Raw genomic sequence first — 20,009 nt, forward strand, 5'->3', positions numbered from 1 at the left:
CAAAAAGCCTGTTTGCTTATGCCTTGCGTCTGCCACTGATCGTATAGCTCACGCATTTTTTCTGTCTCATTTTTCATGAAACAAGATTACGAACTATGCGGATCTGTTAAAATATGGGTTTATCGGATGCATACAGATCTAGTGTTGGTTATTACATTATATCCTTTCTACATCCCATCCATCATACAGATCTGCTCCGCAGAATTTTGCCAACTCGTTAAAAGCAATATTCCGCTTATGTAGTTTAAGAGGAGTCAGGATATCGAGTTTAGTAACCAGCAACTTCCATTCACCTTCCGAGTCTACTAGCTCTTCTAAGTTGTAATCATGGCCTGTAAGCTCAACCCAAACTTTTTGCAAGGTTTCTTGACTTTGACCATAAAAATAAAAGCCCCATTTTAAGATGGATGTAGTATCAAAATTATCATTATTCATTTTCTTAAACAGCTCTTCCAGATTTTCCAAATTACTTTCCATAACCTACTAATCGTTTTTTGAGACTTTGTAATGTTTCAGTAGTCCCCTCATGAAGACAAGCTTTCAGAATAGCTACATTTTCGAATATTCTATGCGAATATCTCCTACTCTATCTTTCTCCTTAAATATCCTGGCGTTTTTATCGTATTTAACCTGCACAGTACTGTTGTCAACCCATCGTACACTTATATTGATAAGGGATTTATATTCGGAATGGCTCACTGCTCGACCATGATCATCATCTGCAATGAAAACATTGCCACCATCATTCAGTGCTTCATTAATTTTCAATATAGAAATATGCGTTGAATAACCCGTCGTTGCTCCGCAGTCCCTATCAAAGAGCATAATTTTGTAAACATTATCTGGTGAAGATGCAGAATGATAAACTTTATTCACGCAACCTCCATCAGTGATTGACAAGAAAATAAAAATGCAAGCAACGATTAAGATAATCACTCCAAGTACTACCCCTAATATACGAATAAGAAAAACCGGCAAACGTTTTAAATGCATATAAATTACTTAAAAAAATTGAAGTAGCGCTTCGTTTTTTGAGACATCGGCTTGAAGTGACAGGCTGCCATTTCAAGCCGATGTCGATATTTTATTTTAGGACTTTAATCTGAAATGTAGTATTCCGGACAACCGAAAAAGAATTCGTTTTTTGAGACTGAATGATAGTGGTTCTAAACAGTTTGCTAACTAGATAATATACTAGATATTAATAATTTGCTCAATCAATCTAATTGATTATATTTACTATTGACCAGATATATATTCCTGATCCGAAATTACATGAAATATTATAAGATTTTACGTTTATTCATTACTTTACCGCTTTCATTTGGGCGAGTTATCTACGCAGAGATAAGAGATAGCATCTAGCCAATGACTCTCTATCAGCGACCTTCGTTTTTTGGTACTGTCTTAGAAAACAAGGAAGTCAGTATAAATTTTTTAAGATTAGGTAAAATTAGTATCTTCAAGTCCCAAGCACAACCATTAATGGTTGATGCAGTGTAGCTCCTGTTGGAGCTACTGCTTTTTGTTCGTCACCTTTATAGTCAGGATTGTAAGCCTGGTCCGTTTTCCAAAGACTATAGATAATGGTTAAGAGCTTACGCTGAACGGCGACATAGCCTTTCATTTTAATGTGAGTCCGTTCAAATACTCGCTCAAATAATCTTTCAAATGGTTTTTGTTGATATCCGTACTACCTGCAATGCGGACATATGTAACGCACGCCTAATTCTCGCGTTACCTCGCTTGCTGATATGTGTTTTACCAACCCGTTTACCACTTTGGTTTTCTACCACGTCATAGCCGGAATAGCTGACTAGCTGCCTTTGGTTCTCAAACAGCGAGAATTGGTTGGTTTCTGTAATCAGATTGGCAATTGTTAAGATACCTACACCCTTGATTTGACAGATCTGCTTCACTTTTCGCTGCCAATCGGGGTTTTCAGCTATAGCTTTTTCTATAAGTTTTACGCATTCCGCTAGTTGTCGATCAATTTGCTCGATCATTTTCATCATTTGTTTTCTTACTTCACCAGAATGGTACATTCCAGCTTCCAAAGCTAGCAACTGATTGTGCAATTGCATTTTCAGCTCCTGTAACTGAGTGTGCTGCCTGGTCAATTGACGAAGCTTATACATGGCTTCGCTAATTGGTTTCCAAAAATCCAGTCGCTGCTGGCATGCCATTGTCGCTAACCCTTGTGCATCGACTCCATCCGTTTTAGTTTTAATACCTAATGCCTTAATATAGTAGTTTGCTTTCTGAGGTAAGATGACGCTTACATGCTCCTGTCGACTATGCAGTGCCAAAGCCAATTGTTCATAATAAATACCAGTAGCCTCCATTAAATAGTGAACTGACAGGTTCTCACCCTTGCAATGGTGGCCAGCCCAGCGGATAAATTCGGCAATACCTTTGGGCGAGTTTGCAAAAGAATGAACAGCTTTAATCTTGACCCGTTGAGTTTGATCAATGGCACTAACACAAGCGTAAAACGTTTGCTTGCCAACATCAAGACCAACACCATATTTGACAGTAATAAAAGCAGTTTCCATAGGTTGAGATTAGTTAGGTGAACACTTCAACAAGCCATTACCTTTCCGGATTTTCTCACATGATTCATGATCGTAGTGCACCACGTCATTCGGTACTGTTCAAGCTGACAGAAAGTGGGTGAGCAGGGCGAAACCAAAAAATCTATGTCATTCCTAAGGAATGCATTTGAGACAACTAAGAGCTTCTTCTGCTCACCAATGGCATAAACCAAAATTGCACTTTTATTTCAATTTCTCTTTAGTTTCAAAGATATGTGAGACAAATTGCTATCAATACCAAAGACAAACACTGCATGCTTTTTTCATCACAATACACATGGCTATTTAAGCATCATTAGTTGCATAATTAAAAAGACGTATTGCTATTTCCTTAGGTGTGGGCTTAAACGTCAAACTTGCTGTCCAATCGTCGATAAATTCCTTGGCCAAAAAGATTTCTATTAAATAGTAGTAAAGACGTCCGGAAAGTTCTTTTTTACCGCCATCGCCAACCTCTGGATCAGATAAAATGATATCCGAATCAAAGTTATTAATGTCTTCGAGAAAGATTATTGCTTCTTCGTCGACACTTTGTATATTCTCAATCAATTCAGATAATTTCATAGACTAAAATTCAATGTTAAAATAAGTTCATTATTTTCAAAGTATCTTATCAGTTTGTAAAGCTAATTTTGAAAGCACATAACTTCGTATTCTGATACTGGCTGATCGTTTTTTGAGAAAATTCTCTACTTAATCAAAAGGAATAAGATGAAACTGAATTTTAAAATCAGGAGATTTAGGAATTTGTATTGTTTTTTTATTTCTTAAATCCGTGAATATGAGTTGTCCATTTTTTAAATAATTTCCTATTTTTTTCATGTAAAAGGAAGAGTCACTAACGTAATCCGGCTTATCTCCTTCTTTAATTTCATTAAACAACAGCAATATTTCGTACATCCTCGCGTGCTGATGTTTTATTTTAAGGAAACTAGTACCACACATTAAAATAGTATCTTGATTGACGACCAATTCAAACCTTGAGTCAACCTGGGGAGAATTGTCACCCCTAGAAATTTTTGGCTCCCACATTGTATCCTGTTCGGTGCTATTAGTTATTTCAAGAAACAAATGTCCTTCTGGTCCGTCATAAATAGCATAACCATCTTTATTTTTATCACTTAAATCAAGCATAACCGAACCACTACAACTTTTGAAAGTGATTTCTTCTTTCGCTTTTGTTTTAAAACAAGAGAAAAGAATTAGCATAAAAGGCAAAATTAAAATTTTAGATAACATGGATAATTTGTTTTATGCCTCTTGAAATATGTTATTTCTATTGCTTCGTTTTTTGAGACAGGTAGCGTTGATATAACATTATGTACATATCACGTTTCATGTCGCCCATACCATTCTAAATGCAACAAATGTTTCAGAAAAATTTTCATAATATACAGTAAAATCAGGAGGCTGTAACTAAACTGCAATTTATAAGCTGGTTATTACGCATTAATAGCACTGCACAAAATAGGGCCTAATTACTAAGAATTTTGAGAGTAAGCGCGTCAACCTTATCGCCATTTTCGTCTGTCCATGATATAATCCGACAACGTTTATCTGCTGGGTTGGTGACAATCGATATTTCCTCTGGCTCCCAGCTGGTTATTGTTCTGCAACACATACGACTCATTGACCTCCCCCCAGAAAACTGGACAATTAAAAACTAGAGAAAATCGGGCGATTTTGATTATTTAACCATCAGAAAAATCGCTTATGAAAAAGACATAATTTAGCGAAGCGCAGATCATTTTCGCACTGCGCCAGGCGGACACTGGCGTCCCGGTGGCAGAAGTTTGCCGAAAAATGGGTGTGAGTGAAGCCACCTATTACAACTGGAAAAAGAAGTATGCTGGTCTTGGTGTTCCGGAGCTTCGAAAACTCCGTCAATTTGAGGAGGAAAACCAGAAATTGAAACAGCTCGTAGCAGATTTGAGCCTGGATAAACAAATGTTACAGGACATTCTCAAAAAAAAGCTCTAAGGCCGGCCCAGAAACGGACGCTGGCCGCCAGCTTAATGAAGAATTATCAGGTTGCCGTTATTCGAGCATGTTCGGTCGTTTGCTTACAAAGATCCTGTTGGTATTATAAGCCGCACCGGCGCGACGACACAGCTATTCGCCATCGAATTAAGGAAATTGCACAGGTCCGAATCCGCTACGGTTATCAAAGAATTCATGTTTTACTAAGACGGGAAGGCTGGAGAGACAATCATAAAAGGGTATACAGAGTTTACAAGGAAGAAGGACGGTCGCCGCGCGATTAAACCTGCGCAGTAAGCGCCCAAGACGAAGCAGAGCCGCTTCACAGCGACTTGACGGGCCGCAGCTTTCTAATATTCATCAAAGCTGGAGCATGGATTTTGTGGTAGATCAGCTCTTTGACGGGCGAAAAATTCGGGCATTAACTGTAGCGGTCCGCCGCGCGGTCGATAACTTTAGTCGGCAGTGTCTGGCTATTCATGTCGGCCAATCGCTGAACATATCTTTGAAGTTCTTTGAAATTGTTGGGAAAAGTGCAATTTTGAGATAGTTGTTTAACAGGGTTGGACAGCAGCCCGTGTTTCGCCGCTGACACGTTTTTTATAGACGATGTTGTACCGCTGGTTTATCTGTCCATCCTGTTTTTCTCAGTAACTTGAACAGTACCTAAGGATGTATTTTGTTACAATCCTGTATGAATGTGCCAAATTAGAGAAAAACTGTTAAGCATATTATTCATCTTTAAATTTTCTTGATGATGGGCAAACAGACAGAAAATTCAGCAGCATTACTTCGCTATTGTGCCGGTATCGATGTGAGCAAAGACTCTTTACAAATTTGTTTATCAACCATTGATGCTAATGGTAAGACAACTGTAAAAGGGACAAGCAAAATAGCCAATAAAGTATCCTCGTTTGATGGATTGCTCACCTGGGTTGCCAAACATTGTAAAGAGAAACAATTGCCAGTTCGGTATTTGATGGAATCAACCGGTGTTTATCATGAACAAATTGCCTGGTATTTATTCCAGAGTGATCTGTCAGTAAGCGTAGTGCTGCCTAACAAGTCTAAAAATTACCTTAAAAGCTTGGGCCATAACCGGGCTGCCGGCGCAGTCTAAAAATGATAAAATTGATGCCCGGGGGTTGGCCCAAATGGGATTGGAGCAAACTCCACCTTTATGGAAACCGCTTTCAAAAAATATCTATTTCCTGCGGATGTTAACCAGACAACACCAACGTTTGCAAGAGCTTAAAAATCAGTCAGAAAATCAAAAACACGCTATATTGCATGCGCAGATCAGCGATAAATTTATCATTAAACAGCTAGATAAACTGATCAAACTTTATGACCAGCAGGTCGAGCAGATTGCCCAGGAAATGCAGAACCTGCTTTCTAAGGACTCAGTTCTTAAAAACAAGATTGATCAACTCTGTAAAATAAAAGGCCTTGGTCTGTTATCTGTGGCAACGCTTGTTGCAGAAACCAATGGTTTTGAAGGCTTTGAGAATCTCAGACAACTTGTCAGCTTTGCGGGCTATGATGTAGTCGAAAATCAATCTGGTTTGAGATCCGGAAAAACCAGGATCTCCAAAAAAGGTAACAGTCGAATTAGACGAATACTGTTTTTGCCAGCTTTTAATGCAGTTAGATTCGGAGAACCAGCCTCTCAGGCATTATTTGAAAGGATATTTGTCAAAACCCGCATAAAAATGAAAGGATATGTTGCAGTCCAGAAAAAACTACTAACACTTTGTTACGCCCTATGGAAAAAAGATGTCAATTACAATCCCTTATACCATTCCCAACATGTCAAAGAACTTGAATATCAGGACAAAAAATAGTCCCAACTAGCAGGACTACACAGGATGTAGCGATTTAAAAACCGCCACTCCTTCATAGTCCAAATTTATTAAAAAAATTCTATTTCAAAACTTGTTTTTCACGACAGTACCAGCGGTCGATAACTTTAGTCGGCAGTGTCTGGCTATTCATGTCGGCCAATCGCTGAAAGGAGAGGATGTTGTCGCTGTGATGAATCAGATAAAAATTGTAAATTTAACCGTACCTAACCGGATTCAGGTTGACAATGGCGCTGAATTTATTTCCAAAGCGTTGGACAAATGGTGTTATGTTAACAGCGTAACGCTCGAGTTTTCAAGACCTGGGAAACCGACAGATAACCCTTTTATTGAGTCCTTTAACGGTAGCTTTAGAGCGGACGCCGCGCGGATGAATGCTTAAATGCGCATTGGTTTTTATCACTTGAAGACGCACAGGAAAAAATTGAAACTTGGCGACAAGAGTATAACAGTTTCAGGCCGCATAGTTCATTGTGGAATCTAACTCCCGATGAGATGGTGATGCGGGTGAAAAACGAGGAAAATACCGACCCGATTTTCCAGTTTTAGCTGTCCAAGAAGTGGGAGGCCCTCATCAAGTTTATATACTGTAATTCCTATACGACTGTCATAAGGGAGAAAAGGATTTTTAGGACTCTACGTTTATTTTGATCCTGTAATGAAAATCTAATATATTCCTATAACATTTCTAAATTTGCATATATCATCGCTTTTAAATAAAAAATTATAAAATTCAATGAAAATGTCATAAACGTTTTAAAGAAAATATTGTTTATTGATAATGCTTCGCTAATTTTAATTAAGCATATTTTGCTTTTGATATCATAAATTGAATTTGGTAAGCAAAATTTAAATAGTCACCGTGAAATCTGTTTATCATGTTTGAAGTTTTTAAAAAATATATACTTGAAAAGGTAAATTTAACTGAAGAAGAACTTGCATTAATAAGATCTTACAGTGTAATCAAAAAATTACGCCGGCGACAATACCTTTTACAGGAAGGAGAAGTTAACCGTTACAAAGCCTTTATTACCAAAGGCTGTTTGCGTCAATATCGAATAGGCGATAACGGAGAAGAGCATATTATGAGATTTGGAATTGAGACATGGTGGATGAGTGATATGGAAAGTTATACATCTATCTCTCCTTCAAAAAGCTTTATTGATGCATTGGAAGAATCAGAAGTTTTAATGTGGGCAAAAGAAGACTGGGATGAATTGTTGATAAAAATTCCAAAAATTGGTGAATTTCAAGAAAGTCTGTTAAACAGAAGTTTCAATGCGAAGGAAAATAGAATACATGTAACAATCAGTTATACAGCCGAACAAAAATATTCTGATTTCATTACGTCGTTTCCCGAGATTTATAACCGGGTCCCATTGCATATGATCGCATCGTATTTAGGAATTTCGAGAGAAACTTTGAGCCGAATTAGACATCATTTTGCCTTAAAACCAGAATTCAATCACAAATAAAAAAATTAAAACAATTTTTAAACTTCCTTCTTACAATTTTAATACGCACCTTTAAATATAGCCTATCGTTAATTATACCGCGTTGCTATCGCCACACGGTATTTTTTTGTATATCCGTATTTTCTTGGTTAGTTCAACACTTCAATGGAATTTATTTAAATTGAAAAAGTACAATTGATAGATTCATAGAATGTGACATTTGTCACATATTTTTTGTGTCATATGACGTTTCCCACGCGCTGTAAGGGTGATAATTTTGTATCGCAATCTGAAAGACAGATGCTAAATAAAATTAAAGACAATGTCAAAAATAATCTTAATAACTGGAACAAGCTCGGGATTTGGTAAATTATCCACAATTACCCTTGCAAAAGAAGGCCACACTGTAATCGCCGCAATGCGCGAAGTGAACGGCAAAAATTCTGAATCGGCAAAAGAACTTTCTGCTTTGCCAAATGTCGATGTAGTCGAGATGGATGTTACATCAGAAGAATCTGTTAACGCAGCAGTTCAAATCGTCCTTAAAAAGTATAATAAGATAGATATTCTTATTAATAACGCAGGAGTTACAGGTTTTGGATTGCTGGAGGCTACTTCGATAAACCAAATCAAAAAAATATTCGAAGTAAACCTTTTTGGGGCTATTCGTACGTATCAAGCGGTTCTTCCGTCAATGCGTGAAGAAAAATCTGGATTGATTATTAATATTTCAAGTGGTCTTGGTTTATTCGCTCCTCCATTTATCGTTCCATATGAAATGACCAAATTTGGTCTTGAGGCACTAACCGAAGGAATTCGTTATGAAATCAAAGGATATGGAATTGAGACAGTTACTGTTCAACCTGGACCATTTCCAACTGAAATCGGAGACAAAGCCGCTGGTTTCGGGCCTGACAGACAGGACATTTTAGATTCTTATGGTCCGACAGCACAAAGTGCTCTTGAAGGATTCGGAACTGCAATGTATGGTAAGATGACCGAGTATCAGGCTGACTCTCAAGAAATTGCCGATGCACTTTTGAAATTGATTAATCTACCAAGTGGCACAAGACCATTCCACACCGTTGTAAATCGATTGGGAGAAGGTGTAGAGCAGGCATTTGTAGAAAACAGAAAGGAATATAGAAAAGGCCTAATGGATAATATGGGCTGGGGTGAATTTTAATTGTAATATTTTTTTGAATAAGATCCATAATATGGATCTTATTCAAAAAAGCTTACTACACCTTACGGAAAGCGTTTACAATAACGTTTATAGCATAGCGTCACATGGATTGGATCATTTCTTCACCTTGCCAGCTAGAAAAAAGCAAATATTAAAATGGGAATTATAGAGAGAAAGCAAAGGCTTAAAGAAGAGACGCGAACAAATATTCTCGAAGCAGCAGTGAAAATTGTAAAACAGGAAGGCTGGCATGCGCTTAGCATGCGTAAAATTGCTGATTCCATTGAATATACAGTGCCAGTGATTTATGACTATTTTTCAAGTAAACAAGCGATCTTGTTAGAGCTTACCAAAAAAGGATTTGTTTCTCTTTCGAACTCTTTAAAAAGCTCAATGCTTCAGCACGGCGATCCCAGAACCAAAATTTTAGGTATGTGGCTGACGTACTGGAAATTTGCTTTTTCTGAAAAAGAATATTATCAACTGATGTTTGGTGTCGAAATGAATTGCGCACATTCAGAGTGCAAAATCGCGGAATCAGAAATTCCATGTCAACTCTTCAAATCTGTCATTAGGCAGATTTATAAAAACTTACCTGATGAAAACGAAATTTCAGCAAAATACTTTACGTATTGGTCTATTGTACACGGACTTATTGCTTTAAATTTTGTTAATCAAGGCAATTCAAATGATGTTAGTGAAAATATTTTAATTGATGCAATTAGCTCAATTAACCGATCAATTTCAGCTTAATTTTTTGCCTTTTGGTTTACACCATTAGGAAAACTTACACCCTAGTAATTTCTAAAAATTATTTAATTAATCCGTACTCCAGGCTTAATTCCTGTGAGCAAAACTTTATAAATCAAATGAAAACGATAATGGCCTTAATGGCTTCACTTCTAATATTCTCGTGTAATTCCAAACAAGAAAAAACTGAGGTGTCGGCCCCAACTCCTACGTTGCCAGTATTAAACATCACCCCCGAGTCAGTTACAACATATCAAGAATATCCGGCATCAATAGAAGGAATTGAAAGTTTGGAAATTCGACCTCAGATTTCAGGTATTCTCGATCAGGTATACATTGACGAAGGCCAATTTGTAAAGGCTGGAAGTCCATTATTTAAAATCAACGAAGCTAGTTTCCGTGCCGCCCTAAACAATGCGGAAGCCAGCTTGCATGCAGCCCAAGGTACCATGATAAATGCTGATTTAGAAGTAGAAAAGTTAACTCCTTTATTTCAGAATAAAGTTGTATCAGAATTTCAATTAAAGGCCGCAAAAACAAGTTCTCAAATAGCTGAAGCTAATGTTGAACAGGCGAAAGCTAATATATCTGCTGCGAAAATAAATCTGGGATATACAATTATTAAAGCACCTGTAAGTGGATTTGCTGGTCGTCTTCAAAGAAAAAGGGGAAGTTTAGTCTCTCCAACTGACACTGAGCCAATTACTCAATTGTCCGATGTACACAACGTGCATGTCTATTTTTCATTAACAGAAAAGGAGTTTGTGACTTTTAAAGATCAGTACTCAGGTCAGACCTTAGTTGAAAAGCTCAATAATTTACCACCAGTAACACTGTCTCTTGCAAATAATAAAATTTATTCTGAAAAAGGAAGGGTAGATGCTATTGACGGTCAATTTGATAAAAATACCGGTGCCATTACGCTTAGAGCCAATTTTTCTAACCCGCAGGGTCTGCTTCGTGCAGGGAACACCGGTAAAATTCAGCTTGGTCTGTATAATAGCGACGTGCTACTGGTGCCGCAATCAGCCACAATGGAAACACAGGACAAAATGTTTGTATTTGTTCTTGCGGATAGTAACAAAGTAAAAAAACAGCCCATTACAATCTTTGGAAGAAGTGGTGACAAATATCTGGTAAAGGAAGGACTTAAAGCCGGAGACAGGGTCGTCACTGACGGTATTGTTTCTCTTGCAGAAGGGACTACAATTAATCCAAAAACTACTCCTGATAAAGCAGTATCACTAAAAAATTAATTTCTTATTTCTCACTATCATGTTCAAAACATTCATAAACAAACCGGTACTGGCTACGGTTGTATCTATTTTACTGGTTATTCTTGGAATTCTTGGGCTGTTCAAACTACCCTTGCAACAATTCCCCGACATAGCGCCACCTCAGGTAATGGTAACAGCCGTTTACCCGGGGGCCAATGCTGAAACAATTCTGCGCTCGGTTGCACCATCGCTCGAAGAAGCCATCAATGGTGTCGAGAATATTACTTACATGAGCTCCACTGCCAGTAATGATGGAACCCTTGCCATCACTGTTTTCTTCAAGCTCGGCACCGATCCAGATCAGGCGGCCGTCAATGTACAGAACAGGGTAAGCCAGGCTACCAGCCAGCTGCCACCCGAAGTCGTCCAACAGGGTATTATCACCGCCAAACAACAGAATAGCTTGATTATGGTCGTAGGCGTTTATACCGAGGACGAAAAAAAATATGATGAGACTTTTGTAAACAACTATACTTCCATCAACATCATCCCTGATATCAAAAGGATTCCCGGTGTCGGCCAGGCATTCCTGTTTGGGGGAGCCAAAGATTATTCCATGCGCGTTTGGCTGAACCCGGCACAGATGCAGACCTACCATGTCACACCTGCGGATATATCGGCAGCCATCCAGGATAAAAGCCTCGAAGCAGCCCCGGGAAGGTTTGGTGACAGAAGCAAGGAAGCATTCGAATATGTAATCAAGTACAAAGGAAAATTAAACAAAGCAGAAGATTACGAAAATATTGCCATTAGGGCCAATAACGACGGGTCCGTGCTCAGATTGAAAGATGTTGCCCGTGTGGAACTCGGATCCTATACCTATGCCACCAGAACCCGTTTGAATGGTAAGATCGGCGTTGGTATTGCCATCGTTCAGCTGGCCGGATCAAACTCCAACGACATCCAGATCGCTGTAAACAAACTCGTCGAAAAAGCTTCCAAATCATTCCCGGAAGGTATTAAGTATAACACCTTTTATAGTACAAAAAGAGCACTCGACGCTTCTATCGAACAGGTGGAACACACTTTGATTGAAGCATTTATACTCGTTTTTATTGTTGTGCTGCTCTTCCTGCAGGATTTCCGCTCTACGCTTATACCGGCCATTGCCGTCCCGGTTGCCATTGTGGGTACCTTCTTCTTTATGTATGTCTTCGGTTTTACAATCAACCTTTTGACGCTGTTCGCACTTGTGCTGGCCATTGGTATTGTCGTCGATGATGCCATTGTTGTTGTGGAGGCCGTGCACGCCAAGATGGAACACGAAAAGCTCCAGCCCAGAGAGGCAACCATAAAAGCCATGCATGAAATCACCGGTGCAATCATTTCGATTACCTTGGTTATGGCAGCCGTCTTTCTCCCAGTCGGGTTTATGGAAGGATCTACGGGATTGTTTTACAGACAGTTCGCTTTTACCATGGCCATTGCCATTGTCATCTCCGCAGTTAATGCCCTTACTTTGAGCCCGGCGCTTGCTGCCCTGTTTCTGAAAAATCCGCATGCACATCCCGGACAGCAAAAACAAAACTTCAAAACCAAATTCTTTGCCGGCTTCAATGCAGGTTTTGAAGGGCTGACAAACAAATACATGGGAATGCTGGGCTTTCTTCTCAAAAGAAAGTGGATCGCTTTGAGCGGACTGGCCGTAGTCATTATCAGCACCGTGTACATGCTACGTACCACACCAACAGGATTTATACCCACAGAAGACCAGAACTTTCTTGCCATTGCTATTTCAACACCCTCAGGAACATCGCTCAAACGAACAGAACAGGTCATGATTGAAGCAGAGAAGAAATTGAAAGCACTGGATGCTGCCGAATTCGTGGTTACGATTCCAGGTTACAGCCTGTTAACCTCCTCAGCAAGCCCATCTTCGGCCACTTCTTTTGTGCAGCTGAAACTTGCGGCCGACCGCGGAAAAGTTAAGGATATTAACCAGCTGCTGGGCGTTGTCCAGACTACACTGGCCGATGTCAAAGGAGGCAGTTTTTATGCTTTTACCTTCCCGACAGTGCCTGGATTCAGCAACATTGAGGCACTCGATGTCGTGCTGCAGGACAGATCCGGAGGACCGCTCGGTAAATTTTCTGCCATTACCAATGAATTCATCGGCGAACTTAATAAACAGGCACCCGTGGCGGCTGCTTTCACAACATTCAAGGCCGATTATCCACAATACCAGCTCGAAGTTGATGATGACAAAGCCGACCAGCTTGGTGTAAAGGTAAAGGACATCCTGCAAACCATGCAGGCATACTTTGGTACTGCCCAGGCATCTGACTTTAACCGCTTCGGTAAGTACTATAAAGTTGTCTTACAGGCTGACGCTGCCGATAAAGCTGAACCCGCTTCCTTAAATAGTGTTTATGTCAAAAACCAGCGTGGTGATATGGTCCCGTTAAATACCCTGGTGACACTCAAAAGGGTATTCGGCTCTGAAACCGCTTCCCGTTACAACCTTTTTAACTCTATACAGCTTAATGTTATTCCTAAGCCTGGATTCAGTTCCGGAGATGCCATTGAAGCAATTAAAAACCTTGCTGCAAAAAAACTTCCTTCCGGTATCACTTACGAATTCTCAGGACAAACCAGAGAAGAAATTTCATCAGGCGGACAATCCGTTATTGTTTTCATGCTTTGTCTTGTCTTTGTTTACTTCCTTCTGGCGGCACAGTATGAAAGTTACATCCTGCCGTTCTCGGTTATTCTTTCAATTCCTACCGGCATATTCGGTGTGTTTGCAGTCATTGGCATCAAAGGGATTGAAAACAACATCTATGTCCAGGTCGCACTGGTCATGCTCATAGGCTTGCTGGCCAAGAATGCCATCCTGATCGTAGAATTTGCACTCCAACGAAGAAAGGCCGGTAAATCCCTGGTTGAAGCAGCCATGGAAGCATCCAGACTAAGGCTCCGTCCGATCATTATGACCTCCCTGGCCTTTGTATTCGGCATGTTCCCCATGAGCATCGCCACAGGACCATCAGCACAGGGAAACCATTCCATCAGCTTTGCGGCCGCAGGTGGTATGATCTCAGGCGTCGTACTGGGTGTAATCATCATACCAGTGCTATTCGTCGTGTTCCAATCTATTCAGGAAAAATTTACTAGCAAAAATGCTGCAAATCATGTTGCCGTATCAGAAGATGAAAATTTAACTGCCTCTCAATTATGAAACCTGAACATAAATATCTTATTACCATCATTTTCATCCTTGGACTGCAAATAATGCAATCCTGTAAAATATCAAAGGATCTTCCTATTACAAGCAATATTATCCCAAAAAACTATTTGGACAGGAAGGATGACACTGTTTCGATAGCGAAAATTCCCTGGAAGATTTTTTTTAAAGATCCGATTTTAAATCACTTGTTGCAGGAAGGGATCGCAAACAATAACGATTTGGCAGTCGCAGTTAAAAATATTGAAACAGCAGCACAGGTTGTTTCACAAGTGAAATTAGGTAATTACCCTGCTATTGCCCTGCAAATATCCGCCAATTTAAATCGGCCATCAGAGAATAGTCTTAACGGATTGACTTTAAATAAATTTCTGCAAACCAGCCATATTGAAGACTACACTGCGGCACCCGTGATTTCCTGGGAGGCTGACCTTTGGGGGAAAATAAAAAGTCAGAAGGCCATTGCATTGGCCTCTTATCTTCAAACCGAAGAAGCAAAAAAGGTTATCCAAACTAAAATTGTGAGTGACATTGCCCATGGCTACTACAATCTGATCACATTGGACGCTCAATTAGAGGTCGCAAAAAAGAATGTTCTTCTGTCTGATAGTGCGCTCAAAATTATAGTTCTTCAATTTCAGTCGGGACTGACCACGTCTCTTGCTGTTCAACAGGCAAGTGCGCAGAAAATGGTAGCAGTCGGTTTAATTCCCCAATTTGAAAAACAAATTGTTATTCAAGAAAACGGCCTAAACATCCTTATCGGCAAAAATCCGGGCCCTGTAAAACGAAGCAGAAATTTAGAAGATCTTAAAGCTCCGGATTCTCTGGATGCCGGATTGCCTTCTGAGTTATTAAGTAGACGTCCTGATGTTAAACTATCTGAATTAGCACTCTCAAAAGCAAATGCGGATGTAGGATTTAAGAAAGCAAACCTGTATCCTTCATTAAAAATTTCTGCCCAAGGTGGTATAAATGCATTTAAGGTAAGCAATTGGTTTAACATTCCAGCTTCTCTATTTGGTACGGTAGCAGGAGGTATTACCCAGCCTATATTTCAGCAGAGGGCACTTAAAACTCAGTATGAGATTGCCAACATTAACCGTCAACAGGCAGTAATTCATTTCCGACAGTCTATTCTTGTTGCTGTTTCTGAGGTAACAGATGCATTGATTAGCTTAGAGAAAACCAAAGAACAAGAAAAAAGCGCTAGCCAGCGGACAAAAACCTTACAAGAAGCAACTCAAAATTCCAGATTACTATTTCAAAATGGAATGGCTAATTATTTAGAAGTAATTACAGCGCAAAACAATGTATTACAAACTGAAATCGAACTTGTGTCTATAAAAAAATTACAGCTAGATGCATCAGTTGACCTTTACAGGTCCCTGGGAGGCGGATGGCAATAGACAAAAAACGGCATACCTTTTGACATAGTTGGGGTATGCCGGTAAACATCGAGAACTGAATCCAATTAAATCCATTATAATCATCCATGGAGAAAAAAAAACAAATTATTGAATGCGCTATGAAGCTCCTGATAAAAAATGGACCGCAGGCAGCGCCAATGTCAGCTATATCTAAAGAAGCCGGAGTTGGCATGGGAACTATTTACAATTATTTCGTGACCAAAGAAGACTTGATCAATCAAATATATGTTTTCATAAAGAGTGATCAAGTAAAGAATATCCAACACCCTTTATCACATCTGCCAATCAAACACCAATTTGACATATACTATGAAAGCTTGATTCAATATTTCGTTGACAATCCGTTATACTTTCAGTATTTGGACCAGTTTCACAATGCACCAGTTTTAACTGAAAAAACTCGTAAGCATGGGAATAAGTCTATGTCTTTTATCAATGACTTACTCATATGCGGACAAGAACAAGGACTCATCAAACCTATCGGCGTTAAAGAAATGATTCAATTTCTAAATGGAGGATTAATGAGCTTCGTAAGATGGATCCATTATAAAAATATTCAGTTAAACCGTATGCTGATTACTAATCAACTACAAATTGCTTGGGACGCGGTTAAAATTAATGTATAAATGGATAATGAATTAATGAATGATCTGGCTGAAACGCACAGAGAGCTCAATCTCGTGCCTGAGCTTGCATTCGATGAGTTTGAGACATCCGAGCTGATAGCAAGCCACTTAAATTTCCTTTCAATTCCATTTCAACTTGTTAATAACACTACGATAATTGCTACCTTGAAAAAAGGAGAAGGACCGGAAATAATTTTAAACGCCTACATAGATGCGCAGCCAATATCGACATTTCCAACACAAGATCATGGTTCACTCAGACAGAAGGCAAACCATAATCAGGGGCATGACTTTCAAATAACAATGCTGATTGGCGCAGCATATAATTTAAAAAACAATGCGTTTCAAGGTACAATAAAATTCATTTTTCAAACTCACGAAAAACAAACACCTACTAAATCGTTGCAAATGCCACATTGTGGAAACATTAAAGCAATGATAACTCTTCACATGGAGCCACTTCTAAAAGAGGGTAAACTGGCTTTTTTAGATCAAAACAAAACTCTGATAAAAAAAAGTTTAATTTCACTAATAGCAAGGATTTGGGGGAATGATATCATCACGGACTTTACCTTATCAAATACCATTATACCTACAACAAAACTCAGATCTAACATAAACACGATAGACTACTTGTTTGGGACAAAAAATTCTCATTTCCAAATCCAAGGATATAATTCTCCGGAGGAAAAAACTAACATTAAAGAATGCATCAGAAGAGGATCCGAACTGCTAACCATGTCAGCTTTGCACCTGATAACAGAAAAAACCTATTAACTATTCAAATGGCCCCAGAAAAGAGCTTAACGACATTGGTCTATGGTTTCAACTATCTACTTGGACCAAAAGTAAAATTGAGTTAAATAATGGAACTTTCACTTCTTAAAACTCCTCTACGTACGGCATAAGTTACTCAATAACTAGATTTTTGGACTGAGAGATAATTTTTTTATATGGATTCTCAAAAAAATTGTGCATTAACTAACTCCATCAACTACATATCCCGGTCATGTCATACTTTATATACAAGCATGAATTCTGGCTTTAGGCCAATAGCGTTTAATTAGTCAGTAGTAAAATAGCATTCATCAAGGATCTATATTGCCACCAACAATTAGAACAGGATTTTTTGAATATACCTGCTTGCTAAATATTCCGGGTTCCGGCTTAACATTCCAGCAATCGCAATTTGTGGGATGAAAATTTGAAACTTACCTTTCACACGAATACGATCCATTTGAAATCCGTTTCAAAATTCCAAAGAGCGTTCGTTCTGCAGAATGCCGTTTGTTTTTTTGAACACATCCGAGCAGAATAAAATTATTAAGTGCAATCCCTGGAACAGTTCAGTCACATTAAAAATGAACTGGTTTGCCAAACCGGTATTTTAAGTTATTATTTGTATGCGTCCGATAAAACCATATTTTAACAGATCCGCATAGTTCGTAATCTTGTTTCTTGAAAAATGAGACAGAAAAAATGCGTGAACTGTACGATCAGTGGCAGGCGCAAGGCATAAGCAAACAGGCTTTTTGCAATCGGAATGGTATGGGATACCATAAATTCAATTACTGGGTTAAAAAATTCCGCCGCGAGAATGTCTCCACTGCGGCACCGCCCCGTGGGTTCAGTCAGATAGCGGTTCAACAACCAGATTTAATTGAGCAAAAGCAACAGGCGCTGGCAGCCATTACTTTTCCATCCGGAGCGCGTATAGAGCTGTTCGGAATTCTTGACGCTTCATTTATCAAGAAGCTAATTCTTTAATATGCTCGCTTTATCTCACAGCTGCCGGTACTTTCTGTATCGGAGCCCAACGGACATGCGGTATGGTATTTACAGTTTGGCTGGACTGGTCCGCAATGAACTGGGCTTTGATCCGTCAAGCGGTGATGTTTTCGTTTTTCTGGGTAAACGGCTTAATCAGATCCGGCTCTTACAATGGGATCGGGACGGTTTTGCGATGTAAATCAAAAAGCTGGAACAAGGCACTTTCGAATGGCCAAAGGGCGAAGATATATCCATCACCAGCCAGCAGTTAACACTTCTTCTGCAAGGTGTAATGCTGGATTCGGTTCGCCTTAGAAAACGATACCAACGGGTGAATTAGGTCAATAAATCAGGCATAAAAAATCATAAAAAGTGCCTCATAAGGTTGTATAGCTAGTTTTTATACCTTATCTACGGATAATGGAAGATGCAGCGACGGACTATAAATTACTCTATGAGCGGACACTTGCCGCACATAAAAAGTCGCTGGAATTAATATCCGAAAAGGATCAGCAGATCCAGACCCTGAACTTTGAGCTTGATAAATACAAGCGGTATATATTCGGTAAAAAGAATGAGAAGTTAGCCAGCTTACATACGGACGTAAATCAGATCATACTGTTTGAATTGGGAACAGGCTATCCGCAGCAAGAAGAACTCTCCGAGCAGGCTGCTGACTTTGCCAAGGAAAAAGCTCCTGCAAAAAAACGTGAAAAAGGCACGGGGAGAATGATGCTTCCTGAGAACCTACGCCGTGAAATCATCATTATTGAACCCACAGAAGATGTTACCGGCTGCACCATAATCGGAGAAGAGGTCACTGAAGTGTTGGATATGATTCCTGCTGAGTTCTATGTGAAGCGATATGTCCGTTACAAATATGCCCGTGCTAATGGCGAGGGCATTATAACAGCATCACTTCCGGACCGCGTGATCGAAAAAGGTATCCCTTCTGAAGCAGTCATCGCCCAAATGGTTGTAGATAAGTATGTATTCGGCCTTCCGCTCCATCGCCAGATTGATCGGGCGGCGATCCGTAAATACAGACGGTTAGGAGTAAATGTTCCTGCTTCTACCGCTTCCGACTGGATCATGAGGGGATGGCAGCATCTGGCTCCATTATGGGAGTTATTAAAACTTCTGGTTCTCAATCAAAAATATTTACAAGCCGATGAAAGCCCACTAAAAGTGCTTGACAGAGACCATAAAAATGGTATCCATCAAGGCTATATGTGGATATATAATGCCCCTTGTGATAAGCTGACGCTATTTGATTACCGGAAAGGCCGCGACCAAAGCGGCCCTAAACAAATGCTGGAAGGCTATGCTGGCATACTGCAAGTGGACGGTTATTCCGTGTACGAAAAGCTTTTTGGTAATCACCCTGACATTCTTTTGGTCTACTGTATGGCCCATTCCCGCCGCAAATTCGTGGACGCTCTTAACTATGATAAAGAAAGGTCTACTTACGTGCTTGAACGCATGCGGGTACTCTATGCTCTCGAGCAGCAAATGCGGGAAGAAAAATTGGATTGGGAACAAAAAACAAAATTGAGACAGGAAAAATCGGCTCCGGTTCTTTTGGAATTAAAGGAGTGGATGACAGAGCAGCTTCCGATGATAATCCCGCGCGGCGGCCGCCCAAAAGTCCTCTTGGTCAGGCTATAGCCTACACTTTACCCCGCTGGGAAGGACTGACTGCGTACGCATTGCACGGACAAATTGAGATTGATAATAACCTCGCTGAGAATGTAATTAGACCCCTTGCGATTGGTTATGCATAGTTAAAGATTATGTAAAGTAAGCATATAAAAGTTGCTTCCAGGCTTACCGGAAGACGAAAGTACTTTACATAATAATACGTTGTTTTAGTGATTGCGATGTTGCAATCACTAA

19 protein-coding genes and 3 pseudogenes are annotated in these 20,009 nt (G+C 39.6%); 16 read left to right on the forward strand and 6 right to left on the reverse strand.

Going from position 1 to position 20,009, the window contains the following annotated elements; translation table 11 throughout:
* Positions 1 to 156: 156 nt before the first annotated feature.
* From IEE83_RS32445 to IEE83_RS32470, 6 genes are all read right to left on the reverse strand, one after another.
* Complete coding sequence (locus IEE83_RS32445; protein ID WP_194124919.1) at positions 157 to 477, reverse strand: ribonuclease E inhibitor RraB; 321 nt, start codon at positions 475 to 477, stop codon at positions 157 to 159.
* A gap of 72 nt (positions 478 to 549) precedes the next feature.
* Entirely contained in the window at positions 550 to 993 is a 444-nt protein-coding gene (locus IEE83_RS32450) for a hypothetical protein (RefSeq protein WP_194124920.1), read from the reverse strand.
* A 469-nt stretch (positions 994 to 1,462) separates the two neighbouring features.
* On the reverse strand, positions 1,463 to 1,627 hold the full coding sequence (locus IEE83_RS32455; protein ID WP_194124921.1) for a hypothetical protein: 165 nt from the start codon (positions 1,625 to 1,627) through the stop codon (positions 1,463 to 1,465).
* A gap of 40 nt (positions 1,628 to 1,667) precedes the next feature.
* A complete protein-coding gene (locus tag IEE83_RS32460) occupies positions 1,668 to 2,555 on the reverse strand; it encodes an IS110 family RNA-guided transposase (RefSeq protein ID WP_194124922.1) in 888 nt (295 codons plus the stop codon).
* A 324-nt stretch (positions 2,556 to 2,879) separates the two neighbouring features.
* Positions 2,880 to 3,158: a hypothetical protein gene (locus tag IEE83_RS32465; protein ID WP_194124923.1), complete on the reverse strand. Its 279-nt coding sequence runs from the start codon at positions 3,156 to 3,158 to the stop codon at positions 2,880 to 2,882.
* 129 nt (positions 3,159 to 3,287) lie between these two features.
* Positions 3,288 to 3,833, reverse strand: a complete 546-nt coding sequence (locus IEE83_RS32470) for a hypothetical protein (protein WP_194124924.1) — start codon at positions 3,831 to 3,833, stop codon at positions 3,288 to 3,290.
* A gap of 504 nt (positions 3,834 to 4,337) precedes the next feature.
* On the opposite strand from IEE83_RS32470, the pseudogene IEE83_RS33145 reads away from it, so the two are divergent.
* From IEE83_RS33145 to IEE83_RS33500, 16 genes and pseudogenes are all read left to right on the forward strand, one after another.
* A pseudogene (locus IEE83_RS33145) lies at positions 4,338 to 5,070 on the forward strand (transposase); the annotation flags it as partial.
* A 258-nt stretch (positions 5,071 to 5,328) separates the two neighbouring features.
* Positions 5,329 to 5,694 (forward strand): IS110 family transposase, encoded by a 366-nt coding sequence (locus IEE83_RS33150; RefSeq protein ID WP_262893288.1) that lies wholly within the window; start codon positions 5,329 to 5,331, stop codon positions 5,692 to 5,694.
* A gap of 97 nt (positions 5,695 to 5,791) precedes the next feature.
* Positions 5,792 to 6,418 carry a transposase gene (locus tag IEE83_RS33155; RefSeq protein WP_369009363.1) on the forward strand — a complete coding sequence of 209 codons (627 nt, stop codon included), beginning with the start codon at positions 5,792 to 5,794 and terminating at the stop codon, positions 6,416 to 6,418.
* A gap of 64 nt (positions 6,419 to 6,482) precedes the next feature.
* A pseudogene (locus tag IEE83_RS32490) lies at positions 6,483 to 6,985 on the forward strand (integrase core domain-containing protein); the annotation flags it as partial.
* A gap of 329 nt (positions 6,986 to 7,314) precedes the next feature.
* Positions 7,315 to 7,911 (forward strand): Crp/Fnr family transcriptional regulator, encoded by a 597-nt coding sequence (locus tag IEE83_RS32495; protein WP_194124926.1) that lies wholly within the window; start codon positions 7,315 to 7,317, stop codon positions 7,909 to 7,911.
* 301 nt (positions 7,912 to 8,212) lie between these two features.
* Positions 8,213 to 9,076, forward strand: coding sequence for an SDR family oxidoreductase (locus IEE83_RS32500; RefSeq protein ID WP_194124927.1), 864 nt, complete (start codon positions 8,213 to 8,215; stop codon positions 9,074 to 9,076).
* Between the two features lie 156 nt (positions 9,077 to 9,232).
* Entirely contained in the window at positions 9,233 to 9,829 is a 597-nt protein-coding gene (locus tag IEE83_RS32505) for a TetR/AcrR family transcriptional regulator (protein WP_194124928.1), read from the forward strand.
* Between the two features lie 116 nt (positions 9,830 to 9,945).
* Entirely contained in the window at positions 9,946 to 11,082 is a 1,137-nt protein-coding gene (locus IEE83_RS32510; protein WP_194124929.1) for an efflux RND transporter periplasmic adaptor subunit, read from the forward strand.
* A 19-nt stretch (positions 11,083 to 11,101) separates the two neighbouring features.
* Positions 11,102 to 14,281: an efflux RND transporter permease subunit gene (locus IEE83_RS32515; RefSeq protein ID WP_194124930.1), complete on the forward strand. Its 3,180-nt coding sequence runs from the start codon at positions 11,102 to 11,104 to the stop codon at positions 14,279 to 14,281.
* A complete protein-coding gene (locus IEE83_RS32520; RefSeq protein ID WP_194124931.1) occupies positions 14,278 to 15,696 on the forward strand; it encodes a TolC family protein in 1,419 nt (472 codons plus the stop codon). Before IEE83_RS32515 ends, IEE83_RS32520 begins: the two co-directional genes overlap by 4 nt.
* An 86-nt stretch (positions 15,697 to 15,782) precedes the next feature.
* A complete protein-coding gene (locus tag IEE83_RS32525; protein WP_194124932.1) occupies positions 15,783 to 16,343 on the forward strand; it encodes a TetR/AcrR family transcriptional regulator in 561 nt (186 codons plus the stop codon).
* Positions 16,344 to 17,120, forward strand: a complete 777-nt coding sequence (locus tag IEE83_RS32530; protein WP_194124933.1) for a zinc-binding metallopeptidase family protein — start codon at positions 16,344 to 16,346, stop codon at positions 17,118 to 17,120.
* A 702-nt stretch (positions 17,121 to 17,822) separates the two neighbouring features.
* Positions 17,823 to 18,110 carry an IS66 family insertion sequence element accessory protein TnpA gene (tnpA, locus tag IEE83_RS32535; RefSeq protein WP_194124934.1) on the forward strand — a complete coding sequence of 96 codons (288 nt, stop codon included), beginning with the start codon at positions 17,823 to 17,825 and terminating at the stop codon, positions 18,108 to 18,110.
* 1 nt (position 18,111) lies between these two features.
* Positions 18,112 to 18,453, forward strand: a pseudogene (gene tnpB / locus IEE83_RS32540) (IS66 family insertion sequence element accessory protein TnpB).
* A gap of 80 nt (positions 18,454 to 18,533) precedes the next feature.
* The gene (gene tnpC / locus IEE83_RS33160) at positions 18,534 to 19,781 is read left to right on the forward strand and encodes an IS66 family transposase (protein ID WP_262893290.1); all 1,248 of its coding nucleotides are present in this window, start codon (positions 18,534 to 18,536) and stop codon (positions 19,779 to 19,781) included.
* Positions 19,709 to 19,897 (forward strand): IS66 family transposase, encoded by a 189-nt coding sequence (locus tag IEE83_RS33500; RefSeq protein WP_194124935.1) that lies wholly within the window; start codon positions 19,709 to 19,711, stop codon positions 19,895 to 19,897. The genes tnpC and IEE83_RS33500 overlap by 73 nt, the downstream gene beginning before the upstream one ends.
* Positions 19,898 to 20,009 lie beyond the last annotated feature (112 nt).

The organism is Dyadobacter subterraneus (assembly GCF_015221875.1).
GTDB lineage: Bacteria > Bacteroidota > Bacteroidia > Cytophagales > Spirosomataceae > Dyadobacter > Dyadobacter subterraneus.